Raw genomic sequence first — 14,629 nt, 5'->3', positions numbered from 1 at the left:
CTCGTCACTAACAGTTGTTACGAATTTGCGATGCAGAAAACCGATTTCTAGGAATGGTGAAAATTGATGTTGGTTTGGAACGCCCCGTCGCATTCTTGTAGGACTCCACCGTTACTTGACCGTTTACTTGGTCGTCCGACCAAGAAATCCTTGAGAACCATCACCTCAAATGCGTAAGATCAAATTCACCCTTACGATTTCCTTTCTGAAGAGGTGAAGCGTCATGATGAATCTGAAAGACCTCGCGTTGGGAGCATTTCTTCTCGCTCTCGCTGCCCCGTTGCAAGCTGAAGACATCTACGGATTGAAATCGGGTGCTCCCGAAATCGCATCCATCAGCGCAATGGCGTTCGGCCCAGACGGAATTCTCTTCGTTGGCGACTCTAAATCCGCGCAAATCTTCGCAATCGCTTCTGGCGACCCTAACGAGGGGAATGCCCCCTTAACCGAAGTCGACAAGCTGAGTACGAAGATCGCGAAGACACTCGATGTCATGGCTGAATCTATCAAGATCTCAGACCTTGCTGTCAATCCAGCTACAAAGAACGTCTATATTTCCGTCGAAACTCCAGACGCAAAACCAGCGATCTTTCAGGTCGTAAATGGTCAAGGCGAACTCCGCCAACTCGACCTCAGTAATATTCCATTCAGCAGCATTGCGTTGCCAAATGCCGCTGAAGACAAAGAGGTGACCGTTGGAAATCGCACTCGCAACAATCGAACCAACGCCATCACCGACCTGAGCTTTGCGAACGGGCAATTGCTCGTCGCGGGATTGAGCAATGAGAAAGCAGCGTCCAACGTGTGGTCGTTGAAATTTCCGTTTCAGGAAGTCGACCAGGGGACTTCACTCGAGTTCTATCATGCGGCTCATGGTCGTTCGGAAGACTACGCTCCGATTCGTACTTTTGTCCCATTCATAGTCAACGGGGAGCCGAGTTTGCTCGCCGGCTTCGTTTGCACTCCGCTCGTGCGATTCCCGCTTACCAGCCTGTCAGAAAGCTCTGAACCATCAGCGAAAGTCCAGGGAACCACTCTCGCTGAACTCGGCAACAGAAACCAACCATTGGACATGATTGCCTATAAGAAAGATGGGAAAGACTTTTTGCTGCTCTCGAACAGCGCTCGTGGTGTGATGAAGATCAGCACTGATGACATCGCGCGAGAAGAAGGGATCACCAATCCTGTCCCAGATGGAAACACTGCTGGCCAGGAATTTGAGAAAGTTGAAGCCCTCAGCGGAACATTACAGATGGACAAGCTGGACGAATCGCGCGGTGTCGTGCTAATCCAGACCGGAAAAGATCCCGTTGTCCTGAAAGTCATCGACCTTCCATAACTTTGAAAACCGAGTCGATCTAAAGACGAAATCGCGTCAGCACAGGTCAGTGCTGACGCGATTTTCTGATGAGTCATTCAGTGACTGCCGTTTACGACGGGTTGAATTCTCCTGTAGCAGGCGCACGCCAAACGGCTCTCTGCGAGTCGACTACGGACTTGGTGTTGTCACGTTCGGGTCCCCTCCCAGTGTGACAGGAATCTTCATTACCTTGTCTCTTCGCAACACCGAGATTTCTACGATGTCACCCGGTTTTTTGCTCTCGATGTAGCCTAAAAACTCAGCAGCGGAAGTGACCGGCTGTTCATTCACAGCGACGATAACGTCGGCCGCTCCGCGATCTTCAATCAGTAGTGGCCCACGACGGGTAACCTGTGGACCTCTCACTCCAGCCTTCTCCGCAGGACCGGCGGGGGTCATTCGAGTCACACGCAGTCCCTTGTCCGTGACAGTCACGTGAGTGATGCCAACGTCTCCTCGAATCACTTTCCCTTGCTTGATCAATTCCGGAACGACTCGACGAATCAGATTTGCAGGAATTGCGAATCCGATTCCCGCACTTTGCTCGACGCGGCTGGCAATCGCGGTATTCATGCCGATCAGGCGGCCATGAGTATCGATCAACGGCCCGCCTGAATTCCCAGGATTGATGGATGCATCAATTTGAATGATCGACTTGATCACCCAGTTGCGCTGCACTTCAAGCGTTCGATTCAAGCTGGAAATAATCCCCTGCCCCATCGTCCGCTCAAGACCGAACGGATTCCCGAGTGGGAAGACACGCATTCCGACCCTCAAGTTGTCGGAATTTCCAATCTCGATCGGAAACAGGTGTTCCTCAGGAGCATCAATCTTGATGATTGCGATGTCGTTCACCGGATCTGCTCCGACCAATTTTGCGGGGAGCGACTCTTCATTAAAGAGAGTGACGTTAACCTGACGGGCCCGTTCAATTACGTGGTAATTCGTGAGAATGTGACCTTGTTTGTCCAGAATGGCTCCGGAACCACTTCCCTCTTCCGGAACCGTCATCATGAAGAGACGACTGGAGCTTGAACCGGTTGTCGAGATATTCACCACACTCCGGTTACAGTGTTCATAGACCGCGATGTTCACTGCTTCATCGGGAGTCAATCCATCTCGGTTATACGATTCCAGCGGGAACTGGCTGCGAGTATCGACAGGGGTGGATTTGACCTGATCGCCTCCGGTTTGAGGAAGCGGCGGGAGGTTCATTGGAAAATTCTGTGCCAGCACAGTTCCCAAACCGGAACTCCCTGAGTCGAGAATCCATAACGACACGCAACTTCCCACGATGGCTGCGAGCAGGCAAGCGACGAATTGACGCACGAAAAATCCCTTTTCTCAAGGTTCGACACCACGTCGAAATCTGTATACTGCAAACACTCACGGATCAGTCATGGCAGCCGGAAACGCTCTGGCGTCAGCAATTTGTCATCATTCAATTGCGACGGCGGATTGTCCCGGTCACGACTGGGTTGTAGCTGATTCCTGAAAATCGATCATCCTGAATTTTGAAATTCGTCCCCAGACAGATCACTGTCCCCGGATCAATGGCCTTCGCTGTTCCCGTGGATTTCGTAATAGGCTTCCAAGACATGTCAGGAAAAAGCGGTCATTCGAACTCCAATTCACATAGTTCACAAGTGGAAAACTCCCACAATCTGAGCGACGCGGATTGGTTGAAAACACTGCATTTCCGCAACGGTTGCTCCAGTAAAATTGCGACTGCAGCCAAGCACGGTGATGTCGTCGCCTTTGCGAAGGGACTTCCTCAAGCCTTCGAGCGTGAATGTCGAATCGGCAAACGTGAGCGGGCGCGCGTTCTTGGATCGCTGCTGACTTTCTGGAAAGAACTTGCCTCCGTCGATCAATCGGATCTCCACGAAGGGTCGCTCGCACAATGCCTGTTGAACACGTCACTTACTTCCGAAGAATTGTCGCAGGCTGTTCAGGCCAAGATCACTGAATCTTCTGAGTCCGGACTCGACCAACACACGTTGATCGCTGCTCACTGGTTACTACGACTCGGCGCCAGACATCTGGATGACGAGACTTACTTCACTCTGTTTCGCTGGACCTTCGAATCAACCTGCAGCTGGCTGTCGCTTGCAGGAGAATCGAAAGATCAGGACGCGGCCGAGGACGAAGTTTCCTGCACCGGGTTTGATACACTGGAAATTCAGGTTTTGCACAGCTTGATCTGCCCGGATTTGAAAGGAAATCGAAAGCTCTATCGCAGCGCCGTCCAAAACCTGAGGCGGGGACTGGAGGCGATCGTTGACAATGATGGCACGCCCCACGCCCGTATCCTCGATGAGATTATTCCTCGACTCACCCAACTGGCAGCACTCACGCTGTTCGCGGATTGTGTCAATGCTTCAATCTGGAATCGGGAGAGTCATCAGCGACTGGAAGGACTGTTCTGTCGGAGTGCGTTGTTAGTCACACCTCGTCATGTGGCCACGACAACCAGACCGGTTGGTCAGGTCTGCAGTACGTTGCTGGCCGTCGCAGAAGTGTTGCACTTAAAGTCGAGACCGGGCCTGATTTCGCTGCTCTCCAAATGGGAATCCGCGTCATTCCTGTCTGTTTCGAACGAAGACACATTGGCAATTCGTGGAAAATTACCACTCGTCAGTCAACAGTCGGACTGGGCTGAGTGGGCATCGCTACGCTCGAGTTGGAAGGGACCCGTCGATCAGTTTCTCGTCAAGTTTGCCGGTGAGATTCCAGAAATCGATGTGATCGCCGCCAACCAGAACCTGTTTTCCGGAGAATGGTCGCACACTCTTAAGGTGAACGGAGTCGAGCAGATTCCGACGGGAAGCTGGACATGCTGTTGCTGGTTCTTCGATAAAGATGCCGTGTTCATCGAACTTCAAATGAACGCCGATTCCCCGATTCAGATTGTTCGGCAGGCATTACTCGTTCGTAACGAATCACTGTTGATGATCTCAGATTCGGTACGAACTCCAGAGAAGTGTACACTCGAATTCACAAAGAGATTACCACTGGCCGCCGGATGGTCGCATGAAGAAGACCGGCTTTCACGCGAGCAGGCATTGATTCATGGAAGTTTGCGTGTTCGCGTCTTCCCCTGGACATCCCCGCAAATGCGACTGGACCGAAGTGACGAAACCATGACGATTGACGACAAAAACGTCACGGTCTCGATTCAGTCGCACGGCAAGTCACTTTACCTTTCAACGCTGTTCGACTGGTCTCCAAAACGGACGGAAGACCCAGTCGAGTGGTATCGTCTGACTGTCGTCGAGAATGGCCAATACATTCCACCCGAAGTCGCTGTTGGCCACCGCATCCGCTTTAGCAAGAAGCAATGGATGGTCTACCACAGCCACCAGGAAGCCCAAATTCCGCGATCGGTACTTGGCGTTCACACGAACAACGAAACCGTATTTGGTCGGTTTACTCCTCAGGGAAATCTCGAGCCGCTCGTCGAAGTCGAGCTGTAAGGCATTTCGGGGAAAACAGTTGTGGGATGTCGCTTGTTCAGGGCCCGCAGTTGCGGGGATGAAAACGTACGTAGCGGCTCTTTCAGGAATCGATTAAGCTCCCCCTAGAATTCAGGACGAATCACAGCGTGCGCAGATCAGGAAGTCTCGATGCACATTTTCTTTTCCGTCGGTGAGCCGAGTGGTGACCAGCACGCTGCTCAAATGATTGAGCAGATTAAGTCGCACATTCCTGACGTCCGTGTGACCGGGTTCGGCGGCCCGCATATGGCGCAAGCAGGCCAGACTGCGATTTACCCCCTGACGAATCTCGCAGTAATGGGAATCGGAGGAGTCCTCCCGCTGTTGTCGCAGTTCTGGGACCTCTACAAGCAAGCAGACGCCTTCATTCAGGCTAACAAGCCAGATGCAGTCGTACTGGTCGACTTTCCGGGATTCAATTGGTGGATTGCAAAAGCGGCCCGCCGCGCTGGTGTTCCAGTCTACTACTACTGTCCTCCGCAACTCTGGGCTTGGGGGGGATGGCGATTAAGAAAACTCAAACGCCTGGTCAATTGCGTCCTTTCCGTTCTCCCTTTCGAAGAACGATGGTACAAGGAAAAAGGAGTCGACGTGGAATACGTTGGGCACCCTTTTTTCGACGAAGTCCGTCACCATCAATTGCAAAAGCACGTCATGCAGCAGCTTGATGCATCAGCAGAAACGAAACTTGCTATTCTGCCGGGGTCACGCAAAGCTGAGGTCAACCGTAATTTTCCGGTGATGCTCGACGTCATTGAAGAGCTACATCAGTCACATCCGGATGTGCGGTTTCCTGTCGCCTGTTACAAGCAGTGGCACTACGATCGATGTTCAGAACTGATTGCAGAGCACGGCAAAGATCTCCCGATCGACCTGTACCTGCATGCAACGCCAGAGGTCATTGAAGCGTCGGATTGTTGCCTGATGGTATCGGGGTCTGTCAGCCTGGAACTACTGGCTCGCAAGAAACCGACAACAGTGGTCTATCGTGGTACTCCACTCTTATATGTACTCGCGAAATTGCTGATTCATTGCAAATACATGACGCTCCCCAATCTGATCGCAGATCGCGTCATCATGCCGGAATTCCCGATCGTTCGACGTCGTAGCCGTACAGTGAATCGAATGACCGCGGTCCTGAACTCGTGGCTCTCTGACCGCGAAGAATTGAAGAAATCGCAACAGGAAGTCGCTGCACTCGCAGATGAGATCGTTGTTGCCGGTGGAGTGAAACTCGCCGCGGAAACCCTCCTAAAGCGGATGGGATTTCAGCAATCGCAATACGATGAATTGCGAAAGACGGCCTGACTGTTCCACTCGGGGTACTCTCGGGAATGGCGAATCAGGGTGGACTAAGACCGTGTCACTGAGAAAACGAGTCCGCGTCGTTGGACGGAGGACTGGGCATTGGCTCGGAGGAATCCGCAGATGCCTCGAGCGTGTTCAGATTCATCGGTGAAGACATCAGTTCATTGAGTGTCGCCAAAACCGTTGCAGTGGGAAGGGCGTACGTTTCAGTTCGGCCAGCACGGGCGATATTGATGCCGACGACGCGACCTTCAAGGTTCACGACTGGACCTCCACATTCTTCGGGCGCCAGTACAGAATCGTGTTGATAGACCGATTCAAAATCATCACGCCGAAAGCTCAGAGATCCCCCCATCTGATTTTGAAACGCCATTCGCGAGAGAAACTCCCCATAGGGATGCATCAGCGTGACAGAATAAGGAAGTTCCTCCTCCGCCCGCTTCACTCTGATCGTCAGTGTATCCCCCGGGCGATAATCGCGGAGTTTCTTCACGAGTTGACCACCAGAAGTGATTGCTTCCTGGTCGATTTCGAGAACCACGTCCCCTTCCTGCAATCCTGCATTGGAGGCACCGCTGTTCGGGAACACCTGTTCGATTTTTGGCAGAGACTCTCTAGCGAGTCTGACCCCCAGATATCCATGGACATCGGATCGAGGAATTCGCAGCTTTGCCGTGCTCATGACACCCACAGCGACAGCAGCAGATTGATCTCCAACAGTGATGAACCACTCTCCAAGGAGAGGTTCTGAAGCATCCCATGTTGCAGATGTTAGCCCAGCGGCTTCCACTTTAAAGAGAGAAAGATCGACCGGCTGCGAAATGCCTACTCGGACGATGGGAAGAACCGCTCCATCAGGTAAGCGAACTTGATCAGCGGATGTCGTCTGACTCGCTTTGGTCAATATAAAACCATCGCTGCTCACAATCGTGCCGAAGGCAATTCGCTTCTCTCCGGCCAGAATCACAACTGTGCTTTTCGCCGGATGCTCAATCACACCACTGAATGCGGTCCGAAAATTTCGCCCGGTCACCAAGTCGCTATCGGAGAACGGCGGCGGCGGCGGATCTGCTTTCGCCACTAACGGAATGTATGCCAGAATCCCGAGCAAGGGGATTGCCAATGACGCCAGCGTCGAGAGTACAGGAGTGCGGAATTTCATGCACAACCTTTACAGATATGATCCAAGCACCGACAGAAGCACCGCGTCATTCTATGTAACAGCGATGGCCGTTGTCATCCAAAAGTGGAAAAAGTGACAATTTCTGACCATTTACAATCGCAATCACGTCACACCTTCGCGGACCCCTCGAATCGCTTCATCACCACTTTTTAAGGATTGCTGTGTGTCGTTTATGGGAACAAATACAATTGTGGGACAAGGGTTTAGGTTCGTTCGGACGTGGCCGAATCTGCCTGCAGATCAGTTCGCATTCCCTGAAAGATCGGGGGCCCCTTCAAGCTGAGGGCGAACGGGGAGAATTCGGCGCATAAAAAAACCGCGCGAGCGTTCGCGCGGTTTTAAAGAGGTCCAACTCTTTGGACGCTAATGCGAATTTCTTCGCAAGAAGACACCGGAGAAGGGCGCCCCCCTTGAGTTGCCGCGAGATGGAAACTCTCACCGCTCTCCTTGTGCCCCATAAGAATCGGCACAATCGCTGGGTTCAATGAGGAAATCTTAAAAAGGGGGCGGATGATTTTTTTAGTTCATTAAATCACTTCAGCGATCTGTGGAATCTTGGCTTCCGAGATCTCTGAAAAACGCTGTCGGCTGATTGGTTTTGCCATTGGAAGCCGTTCTTCCTGGAGTTCTCCTCGAAGGACGCGAAGATTTCCCGGTGCATCAATTCCGATTTTGACTGAACCATTCGACGACTTGATGATCTTGATCACAATGTCGCTGCCAATCTGGATGAACTCTTCGTTTTTGCGAGACAGAACTAACATATTGATCTCCAGATAAGCTGGTGAGTTGATTGATTCGAGAGAGTTGAACTCGAGGATGTTTTGGTGTGATGCAAGACTGTAAAGCACACCCCATGCCAATCGTTGGCTCAGAAACTCGCCTGCATTGATGTGATGTGACGTAATTTATTGAAGTGAATCAGTTTGCGGGAATTGTTCGTGGTGTTTGTTTTTTAGGATTTCCAGAGTGAGACTGTCTTTTGCCCCCCCACCTCTGTAAAATCGAGAATTTCCCCCTGCAAGTCGTGCAACCGGCCAACTCATCAAGTTCAGCTCATGTGGATCTCAGAAGTTTTTGAGTCAGTGCAAGGAGAAGGGCGATACCTCGGCATCCCGTCCGGGTTCATCCGCACCTCTGGTTGCAACCTCCGCTGCTGGTTTTGCGATACTCCATATACTTCATGGAAACCCGAGGGGACCGAACGAACCATTCAAAGCCTGCTGCAGGAAATCAGCAGCTATCGCGCGCGGCATTTTGTGTTGACGGGAGGCGAACCGTTGCTGACTCCCGAGATTGTGCCGCTCGCTGCCGCTCTCAAAGAACAAGATTTCACAATCACCATCGAAACAGCCGGGACAGTCTTTCGCCATGTTACTGCCGATCTCATGTCGATCAGCCCCAAGCGAGCAAACTCCACCCCGGTTGGAACCACGTGGAAACTGCGTCATAATGCCCGCAGGCATCGCCCAGAGGTCATCCAACGGCTCACAACTGAGTATGATTACCAGCTGAAATTTGTCGTCGACGTCATCGAGGACCTCGACGACATCGAGCAGTATCTGGAAGAGTTTCCGCACGTCGTTCCGGAAAAGGTCTACCTGATGCCGCAAGGGACCCAACTGGAGCTTCTCAAAGAGAAGATGGGCTGGCTCGAAGAAGAAGCGAAGAAACGTGGCTGGAATGTGACTCCGAGATTGCACATCGAACTCTTCGGGAACACTCGTGGAACTTAATTCGGTACGAGACCAATCAGGTTTCGGTCGCCATCCTCGAGACTTCCCCTCGACGTGCCACTGCCAGGTCTGATTTCTCCTCTGCTTTGTTATTCAGGAAATGAACATGTGGGTAAAAATCTGCGGCATCAAAGAGATCCGATCCGCAGAAGAGGTCATCCGCTTCCAACCGGATGCCATCGGACTCAACTTCTTTGAACGTTCAAAACGCTATGTCACTCCAGATGTGGCCAAGGAAATCGTACGGATTCTTCCAGAGACGATCTGCCCGGTTGGGTTATTCGTCAATCATTCACTCGAACAGATCCGCAGCATTGCTACCACATGTGGAATTCGGACGATTCAGCTACATGGAGACGAAACCCCGGATTTCGTCGCGGAGCTTCGAGACTTTCAGATCATCCGTGCATGCCGAGTGGGCGAAGAAGGGTTGGACACCCTACAAAGAGAGCTTGAGGAGCATCAGAAACGAGGCACGGAGATCAAAAGTGTACTGATCGACGCTAAAGTTGAAGGGAGTTATGGCGGCACCGGTCATGTCGCCCCTTGGGAACTGCTCTCGCAAAACTGGTGTCCGGATTGGCCGCCAATGGTTCTCGCGGGTGGGCTTCACCCGGAAAACGTCAGGGAAGCAATTTCGACCGTTCGTCCGTTTGGTGTTGATGTTGCCAGCGGAGTTGAAGAATTTCCCGGAAAGCAAAGTCCAGAGGCGGTACGTCGGTTCATCGAGTTTTCGCGCCAGCCAGTAATCAATACCATGTAGTTTCCGCTCCTGAGACTCGCGACCTGCATCGGCTTGCGAATTTCAGAACTCCATCCATCTCGTGCTTCATAGACAAGTCCCTGAACTGGAACGCTCATGCAGTCTGAAATTCGCAGTGCTTTTCAAAAACTCCTACAGGGTGAATCACTCGATGGAATCTCGATGGAGCAGGCGTTCGGCGCTGTCATGGATGGGCGTTGCAGCGACATCGAAATCGCTGCCTTTCTCACCGGGCTGGCAGTCAAAGGCGAAACCGTTGATGAACTGGCAGGAGCAGCGTTGGCGATGAGAGCCCGGGCGGCCAGACTTCAAACCACTCGGGAAGGTTTGATCGACACCTGCGGTACTGGTGGCGACCAGCTCCACACGTTTAACATCAGCACTGCGACTGCGTTCGTGCTGGCCGGAGCAGGAGTTCCAGTTGCTAAACATGGAAACAGAAGTGTCTCGAGCTCCAGTGGCTCGGCCGATGTCCTGGAAGCACTCGGAGTGAACATTGAGCTGACGCCCGATCAAGCGGGAGCCTGCCTCGACGCCGTCGGACTCAGCTTCTTCTACGCGCGCACGTTTCACAGCGCAATGAAGCATGTCGCATCCGTCAGACAGCAGCTGGCGTTCAGAACAATCTTCAATTTACTTGGACCGCTGACGAACCCGGCAGCGGCAGAATTCCAGCTTCTTGGGGCAGCGAGAGATACCTACGCAGCCAAAATTGCAGGTGCTGCCAGCAAATTAAATCTCAAGCGTGCGTGTATCGTTTGCGGAAACAATCAGATAGATGAAGTCTCTCTCTGGGAGAGCACCAACGTCTGGGAAGTCCGTGGAAGCGAATTGACCCAATGGAGTTGCACTGCAGCAGATTTCGATTTGCAGGAATGCACGATCGCTGAAATCAAGGTGAACTCCTCCGGAGAAAGCGCCAAGGTCGTCGAAGGTCTACTGCGAGGGGAAAAGGGAGCGCACCGCAATATGGTCCTCGCAAACGCTGCGATGGGGCTTTATTGTCGAGGCATTTCAGACAATCTCAAAGAGGCTGCAAGCTTGGCTGCCAAGGCCATTGACGATGGCCGGGCCTGGAACAAACTGGAAGAACTCAGGCACTGGACGAACAAGCATTAGTCCCTGTCACGGAGGTGCCTGAATCGAGAATGGGGCGACGAGAAGATCGCATCTCCGGAGATTCGCCCTTCCTTCAGTTGAGTCAGCGAATGGCCGATCCGTGGTTATTCCGGTTTGACTTCCGCTCGCGAGTTGATTGTCTCCAGCACTCGCTGAAGTTCTCGGATATTGGGCGGCTTGACGATGTGGTAATCAAACCCGTTTTTCTTTGAGAACTCTTGGTCTGCTTCCATTCCGTAGCCTGTCATTGCGATCAGCCCGATTGACGCGCCGAAGCGTTGTCGGACCTGCTTCGCCAACTCGTACCCACTCATGCCCGGCATGGAGATGTCTGAGATAATGATTTCTGGCTGAAACGAATCCAGCTGATCGAGAGCAGCCTGACAGTTTTCTGCTGCCAACACCCTGTGTCCTAATCTTTCAAGCAACTTCTTCATCGACAGTGTGATGGCCCGCATATCATCGACAACCAGTATCCTTCTGGAATTCTCGGTGCGGAACGTGACTCGCTCCTGAAGCTGAGTGGCCCCTGTCTCTTGGGCCTGATTCTGAATTGCGGGGATCTCAACCGTTACTCGTGTCCCTGTCCCTGCCCCTTGACTGTAAATGACGACATTTCCTCTGTGCAGTTCCACCAATTGCCTGACGAGCGCAAGCCCTAAGCCGAGTCCCGAGTTCTTCGAAAGGGTCTGCGAATCGAGTTGCTTATAGAGTTCGAACACGCCGCTGAGATGATCAACCGGAATTCCAACTCCATTGTCCTTCACCTCAATTACTGCATTTTTACCAACAGCTTTGGCTGTCACTTCAATCCGACCGCCTGGATTCGTGTATTTCACAGCGTTGTTGATCAGATTCATAACGACCTGCGTCAATCGGTCTGAGTCTCCCCACAGGGAAATCGGTTCGGTCTGGATATTGGGAATCAGGAGGTGGTCCGATTCCTGAACAGTAAGTTGAACCGATTCCAGCGCCTGAACCATCACATCCTGCAGCAAACATTGACGAAGCTGAAGTTCAATCTTGCCGAGACTGATTCGGGAGACGTCTAGCAGGTCATCAACCAGGCGGATCAGCAACTTCAACTGACGCCCGGCAACACTTGCAAGCTCACGCACCTGCGCGGGGTCTTCGGCAGCGTCGTGCATCATCGAAATCGCAATTGAGATTGGCGTCAATGGATTTCTTAATTCGTGAGCAAGTGTCGCGAGAAACCCATCCTTGTTCCGCTGAGACTCACGCAATGCCATCTCATCGTTCTTGCGATCGGTGATTTCTCGGGTGGAGCCAGCGACGGCTTCAACCGTGCCATCTTCTCCGATCACTGGAACGAGGATGTACTCAAAAAAACGATTCCACGAATGTGTGAGTTGGTTTGTTTCTCCTCGAGTCGTCGCCCGTGTTCTGATAACTCCTTCGATTTCACGCTGCATTTTCCCAGCGAATTCCTGAGCATAACCCACCTCGAGAAAATTTTTCCCGATCGCTTGCTCGTAGGACATCCGCCACACATTCAGCAGCGAGGAATTCACAAAGGTGAAGTGCCCCTGTGGATCGACGGTAAAAATCAGATCCTCTGTATTCGACAACGCTGTCGCGTAAAGACGCCGAAGCTGTTCACTCTTCTGAGCAAGTAATGCGACGACTTCTTCGTTCTGCTTTCTGACCGTGATGTCGATTAAAACTCCCGGAAATCGAATCGCTTCTCCTGAGAAATCACGTTCAATTCGACCTCGTGCAGCAACCCAGATGATCCGGCCTTGCTCAGGTACAATCCGGAATTCCGCTTCATAGTTATGAACGTCCCGATCCTGCATGCTGGCGTGGATCAACTGGTGGATACGTACCCGATCGTGGACATGGATTCGATTGATGAACGATTCGAGAGGTTCGTTGGCCGCTTCGTCTGCTGTAAAACCGAACAACTGCCCCAGATTTTTATCTCCACGCACTCGGTTCAACTTGACGTCGAGGTCCCATGTCCCGACCTCTCCCGCTGCAAGAACGGACTCCAATCGGGACCGTATTTCATACAGTTCCTTCTCAGGAACGGTTTCCGAAGACTTTGGTCGATAGGATTCACGGAAGAGGATGACCACGCCGGTCACGCGATGATCAACCTGAATCGGTTCGATCTTACCGAGAATCTCAATTGGATTCTCCTGCGACGCGGTGTAGATGAACCGCGGTGACAGGATGCCTACGACACCGTTTCGAAGCACACTTTGAAGAACTACATCGCGATTGCCAACCTGATCGACATCCAATCCGCGACAGACGTCTGAGAGCGGACGTCCAATCGCGCTCGAATTTTTCCAGCCAGTCAGGTTTTGAGCCACCTCATTCATGAAGGTGACATGTAACGTATCATCCGTCACGATGACGGCATCGCCTGAGTAGGCGTCCATAAATTTTTTGATGGAGTACGTCATCCGTTAACCGGAGATTCTCTGTGGTGCAATGCGATCCCACTTACGTCTCTATCTTTAACTCACTTCACTACTCAGGAGAATTTCAAATAAACAAACTTTTTTGTTTTCCGTCAATTTCTTTATGAAATTGACTCCGCAAAGAAAAACACTGAGAGACAGAAGAGGGTATTCACGGCCCAGATCCCCGTGAGATATCTCGTTCGCTTCCTCAGCAGCACGATCTTTAGAGTCAAGGGGTTAACGTGGGACTTCAATCGTGTCCAGAAGGGCCTTGATGACGATGCGTGCGCGAGTTCGTTGTGACTCACGAATGATCCCACCGCAAATCACTCGATGAGCCAGTACTGGCCCAGCCAGTTTTTTCACGTCATCTGGAATGACATAGTTTCGCCCTTCAATGAGGGCAAGACTTTGGACTGCTCGATAAAGGGTGAGCGCTCCTCGTGTGCTGACCCCCAAGGTGAGCTCTTTATGAGATCGCGTTGCAGTGACAAGATCGAGGATGTAATTGACGATGGAATCCTCTAGCTGAACTGTTCTGACCTGCTTTTGCAAATCGATCAGTTCATCGGTCGTCATGACTGGCTGCAACGTGTCGACTGGCTCACCAGAACGGTGCGAATCAAACACTGCTTTTTCTGCATCACGGCTTGGATATCCCACTTCAGCACAGATCATGAACCGATCCATCTGATTTTCCGGCAGTGGATAGGTTCCTTCAAACTCAAAAGGATTCTGCGTTGCCAAAACGATAAACGGCCTCGCTAACGGGTAAGTCGTCCCGTCCGCAGAAACCTGCAATTCCATCATCGCTTCCAGAAGCGCACTTTGTGTTCGTGGAGTCGTCCGGTTGATTTCATCCGCGAGGAAAACGTGGGTGAAAATCGGGCCCTTCCGAAATTCGAATTCCCCGCGATTGGGATAGAAAATACTTGCCCCGAGGATGTCGCTGGGGAGCAAGTCGGGGGTGCATTGCAGACGGGTGAACTGACAGTTGAGGCTGTGCGCGATCGCTTTTGCGAGCGAAGTCTTTCCCAGCCCGGGGGCGTCTTCAATGAGCAAGTGCCCCTCAGCGAAGAGGGCAACAAGCGCGAGGCGAATCACTTCGCTTTTTCCGAGCAGCACCTTTCCAATATTTTCTTCCAGTTTCCGAATTGATGGATGCATTGCCCCGGTCACAGAACTGTCCACTAATCATCTCGCATTCTTGTTTACTTGCCGTCCCACAAGG

The 14,629-nt window shown here is 52.0% G+C and carries 12 protein-coding genes; 6 read left to right on the top strand and 6 right to left on the bottom strand.

The window, feature by feature from the left end:
- Positions 1 to 223: 223 nt before the first annotated feature.
- Positions 224 to 1,339, top strand: coding sequence for a hypothetical protein (locus SH668x_RS18155; RefSeq protein WP_437186479.1), 1,116 nt, complete (start codon positions 224 to 226; stop codon positions 1,337 to 1,339).
- Positions 1,340 to 1,489: 150 nt separating this feature from the next.
- On the opposite strand, the gene SH668x_RS18150 is transcribed toward SH668x_RS18155, so the two are convergent.
- Both SH668x_RS18150 and SH668x_RS18145 read right to left on the bottom strand, forming a co-directional pair.
- Positions 1,490 to 2,689: a S1C family serine protease gene (locus SH668x_RS18150; protein WP_437186478.1), complete on the bottom strand. Its 1,200-nt coding sequence runs from the start codon at positions 2,687 to 2,689 to the stop codon at positions 1,490 to 1,492.
- A gap of 112 nt (positions 2,690 to 2,801) precedes the next feature.
- On the bottom strand, positions 2,802 to 2,960 hold the full coding sequence (locus tag SH668x_RS18145; protein WP_437186477.1) for a hypothetical protein: 159 nt from the start codon (positions 2,958 to 2,960) through the stop codon (positions 2,802 to 2,804).
- Between SH668x_RS18145 and SH668x_RS18140 the strand changes: the two genes are divergently transcribed.
- Both SH668x_RS18140 and lpxB read left to right on the top strand, forming a co-directional pair.
- Positions 2,959 to 4,836, top strand: coding sequence for a hypothetical protein (locus SH668x_RS18140; RefSeq protein WP_437186476.1), 1,878 nt, complete (start codon positions 2,959 to 2,961; stop codon positions 4,834 to 4,836). The genes SH668x_RS18145 and SH668x_RS18140 overlap by 2 nt on opposite strands.
- Before the next feature lie 150 nt (positions 4,837 to 4,986).
- On the top strand, positions 4,987 to 6,165 hold the full coding sequence (gene lpxB, locus SH668x_RS18135; RefSeq protein ID WP_437186475.1) for a lipid-A-disaccharide synthase: 1,179 nt from the start codon (positions 4,987 to 4,989) through the stop codon (positions 6,163 to 6,165).
- 55 nt (positions 6,166 to 6,220) lie between these two features.
- Here the strand turns inward: lpxB and SH668x_RS18130 are convergent, their stop codons facing one another.
- Entirely contained in the window at positions 6,221 to 7,327 is a 1,107-nt protein-coding gene (locus tag SH668x_RS18130; protein WP_437186474.1) for a S1C family serine protease, read from the bottom strand.
- A gap of 548 nt (positions 7,328 to 7,875) precedes the next feature.
- Entirely contained in the window at positions 7,876 to 8,112 is a 237-nt protein-coding gene (locus SH668x_RS18125; protein WP_437186473.1) for a carbon storage regulator, read from the bottom strand.
- A 294-nt stretch (positions 8,113 to 8,406) separates the two neighbouring features.
- Between SH668x_RS18125 and SH668x_RS18120 the strand changes: the two genes are divergently transcribed.
- The 3 genes from SH668x_RS18120 (at position 8,407) to trpD (ending at position 10,966) form a co-directional block, all read left to right on the top strand.
- Positions 8,407 to 9,084 (top strand): 7-carboxy-7-deazaguanine synthase QueE, encoded by a 678-nt coding sequence (locus SH668x_RS18120; protein ID WP_437186472.1) that lies wholly within the window; start codon positions 8,407 to 8,409, stop codon positions 9,082 to 9,084.
- A 106-nt stretch (positions 9,085 to 9,190) separates the two neighbouring features.
- Entirely contained in the window at positions 9,191 to 9,847 is a 657-nt protein-coding gene (locus SH668x_RS18115) for a phosphoribosylanthranilate isomerase (protein ID WP_437186471.1), read from the top strand.
- Between the two features lie 96 nt (positions 9,848 to 9,943).
- Positions 9,944 to 10,966 (top strand): anthranilate phosphoribosyltransferase, encoded by a 1,023-nt coding sequence (gene trpD, locus SH668x_RS18110; protein WP_437186470.1) that lies wholly within the window; start codon positions 9,944 to 9,946, stop codon positions 10,964 to 10,966.
- Positions 10,967 to 11,070: 104 nt separating this feature from the next.
- Here the strand turns inward: trpD and SH668x_RS18105 are convergent, their stop codons facing one another.
- Together SH668x_RS18105 and SH668x_RS18100 are read right to left on the bottom strand one after the other, a co-directional pair.
- The gene (locus tag SH668x_RS18105) at positions 11,071 to 13,374 is read right to left on the bottom strand and encodes an ATP-binding protein (RefSeq protein ID WP_437186469.1); all 2,304 of its coding nucleotides are present in this window, start codon (positions 13,372 to 13,374) and stop codon (positions 11,071 to 11,073) included.
- A gap of 261 nt (positions 13,375 to 13,635) precedes the next feature.
- Positions 13,636 to 14,565 (bottom strand): AAA family ATPase, encoded by a 930-nt coding sequence (locus SH668x_RS18100; RefSeq protein WP_437186468.1) that lies wholly within the window; start codon positions 14,563 to 14,565, stop codon positions 13,636 to 13,638.
- Positions 14,566 to 14,629: the final 64 nt, after the last annotated feature.

The sequence above is a fragment of the Planctomicrobium mucosum genome, assembly GCF_051466335.1.
Taxonomy (GTDB): Bacteria; Planctomycetota; Planctomycetia; order Planctomycetales; family Planctomycetaceae; genus Planctomicrobium.
Note: the sequence above shows the minus strand (reverse complement) of the source record. Positions and strands in the feature narration are given on the sequence as shown.

Coding starts and splice junctions, on each gene's coding strand:
- SH668x_RS18155 (WP_437186479.1), top strand. CDS start 224: ATGATGAATCTGAAAGACCTCGCGTTGGGAGCATTTCTTCTCGCTCTC.
- SH668x_RS18140 (WP_437186476.1), top strand. CDS start 2,959: ATGTCAGGAAAAAGCGGTCATTCGAACTCCAATTCACATAGTTCACAA.
- SH668x_RS18145 (WP_437186477.1), bottom strand. CDS start 2,960: ATGTCTTGGAAGCCTATTACGAAATCCACGGGAACAGCGAAGGCCATT.
- lpxB (WP_437186475.1), top strand. CDS start 4,987: ATGCACATTTTCTTTTCCGTCGGTGAGCCGAGTGGTGACCAGCACGCT.
- SH668x_RS18130 (WP_437186474.1), bottom strand. CDS start 7,327: ATGAAATTCCGCACTCCTGTACTCTCGACGCTGGCGTCATTGGCAATC.
- SH668x_RS18125 (WP_437186473.1), bottom strand. CDS start 8,112: ATGTTAGTTCTGTCTCGCAAAAACGAAGAGTTCATCCAGATTGGCAGC.
- SH668x_RS18120 (WP_437186472.1), top strand. CDS start 8,407: ATGTGGATCTCAGAAGTTTTTGAGTCAGTGCAAGGAGAAGGGCGATAC.
- SH668x_RS18115 (WP_437186471.1), top strand. CDS start 9,191: ATGTGGGTAAAAATCTGCGGCATCAAAGAGATCCGATCCGCAGAAGAG.
- trpD (WP_437186470.1), top strand. CDS start 9,944: ATGCAGTCTGAAATTCGCAGTGCTTTTCAAAAACTCCTACAGGGTGAA.
- SH668x_RS18105 (WP_437186469.1), bottom strand. CDS start 13,374: ATGGACGCCTACTCAGGCGATGCCGTCATCGTGACGGATGATACGTTA.
- SH668x_RS18100 (WP_437186468.1), bottom strand. CDS start 14,565: ATGCATCCATCAATTCGGAAACTGGAAGAAAATATTGGAAAGGTGCTG.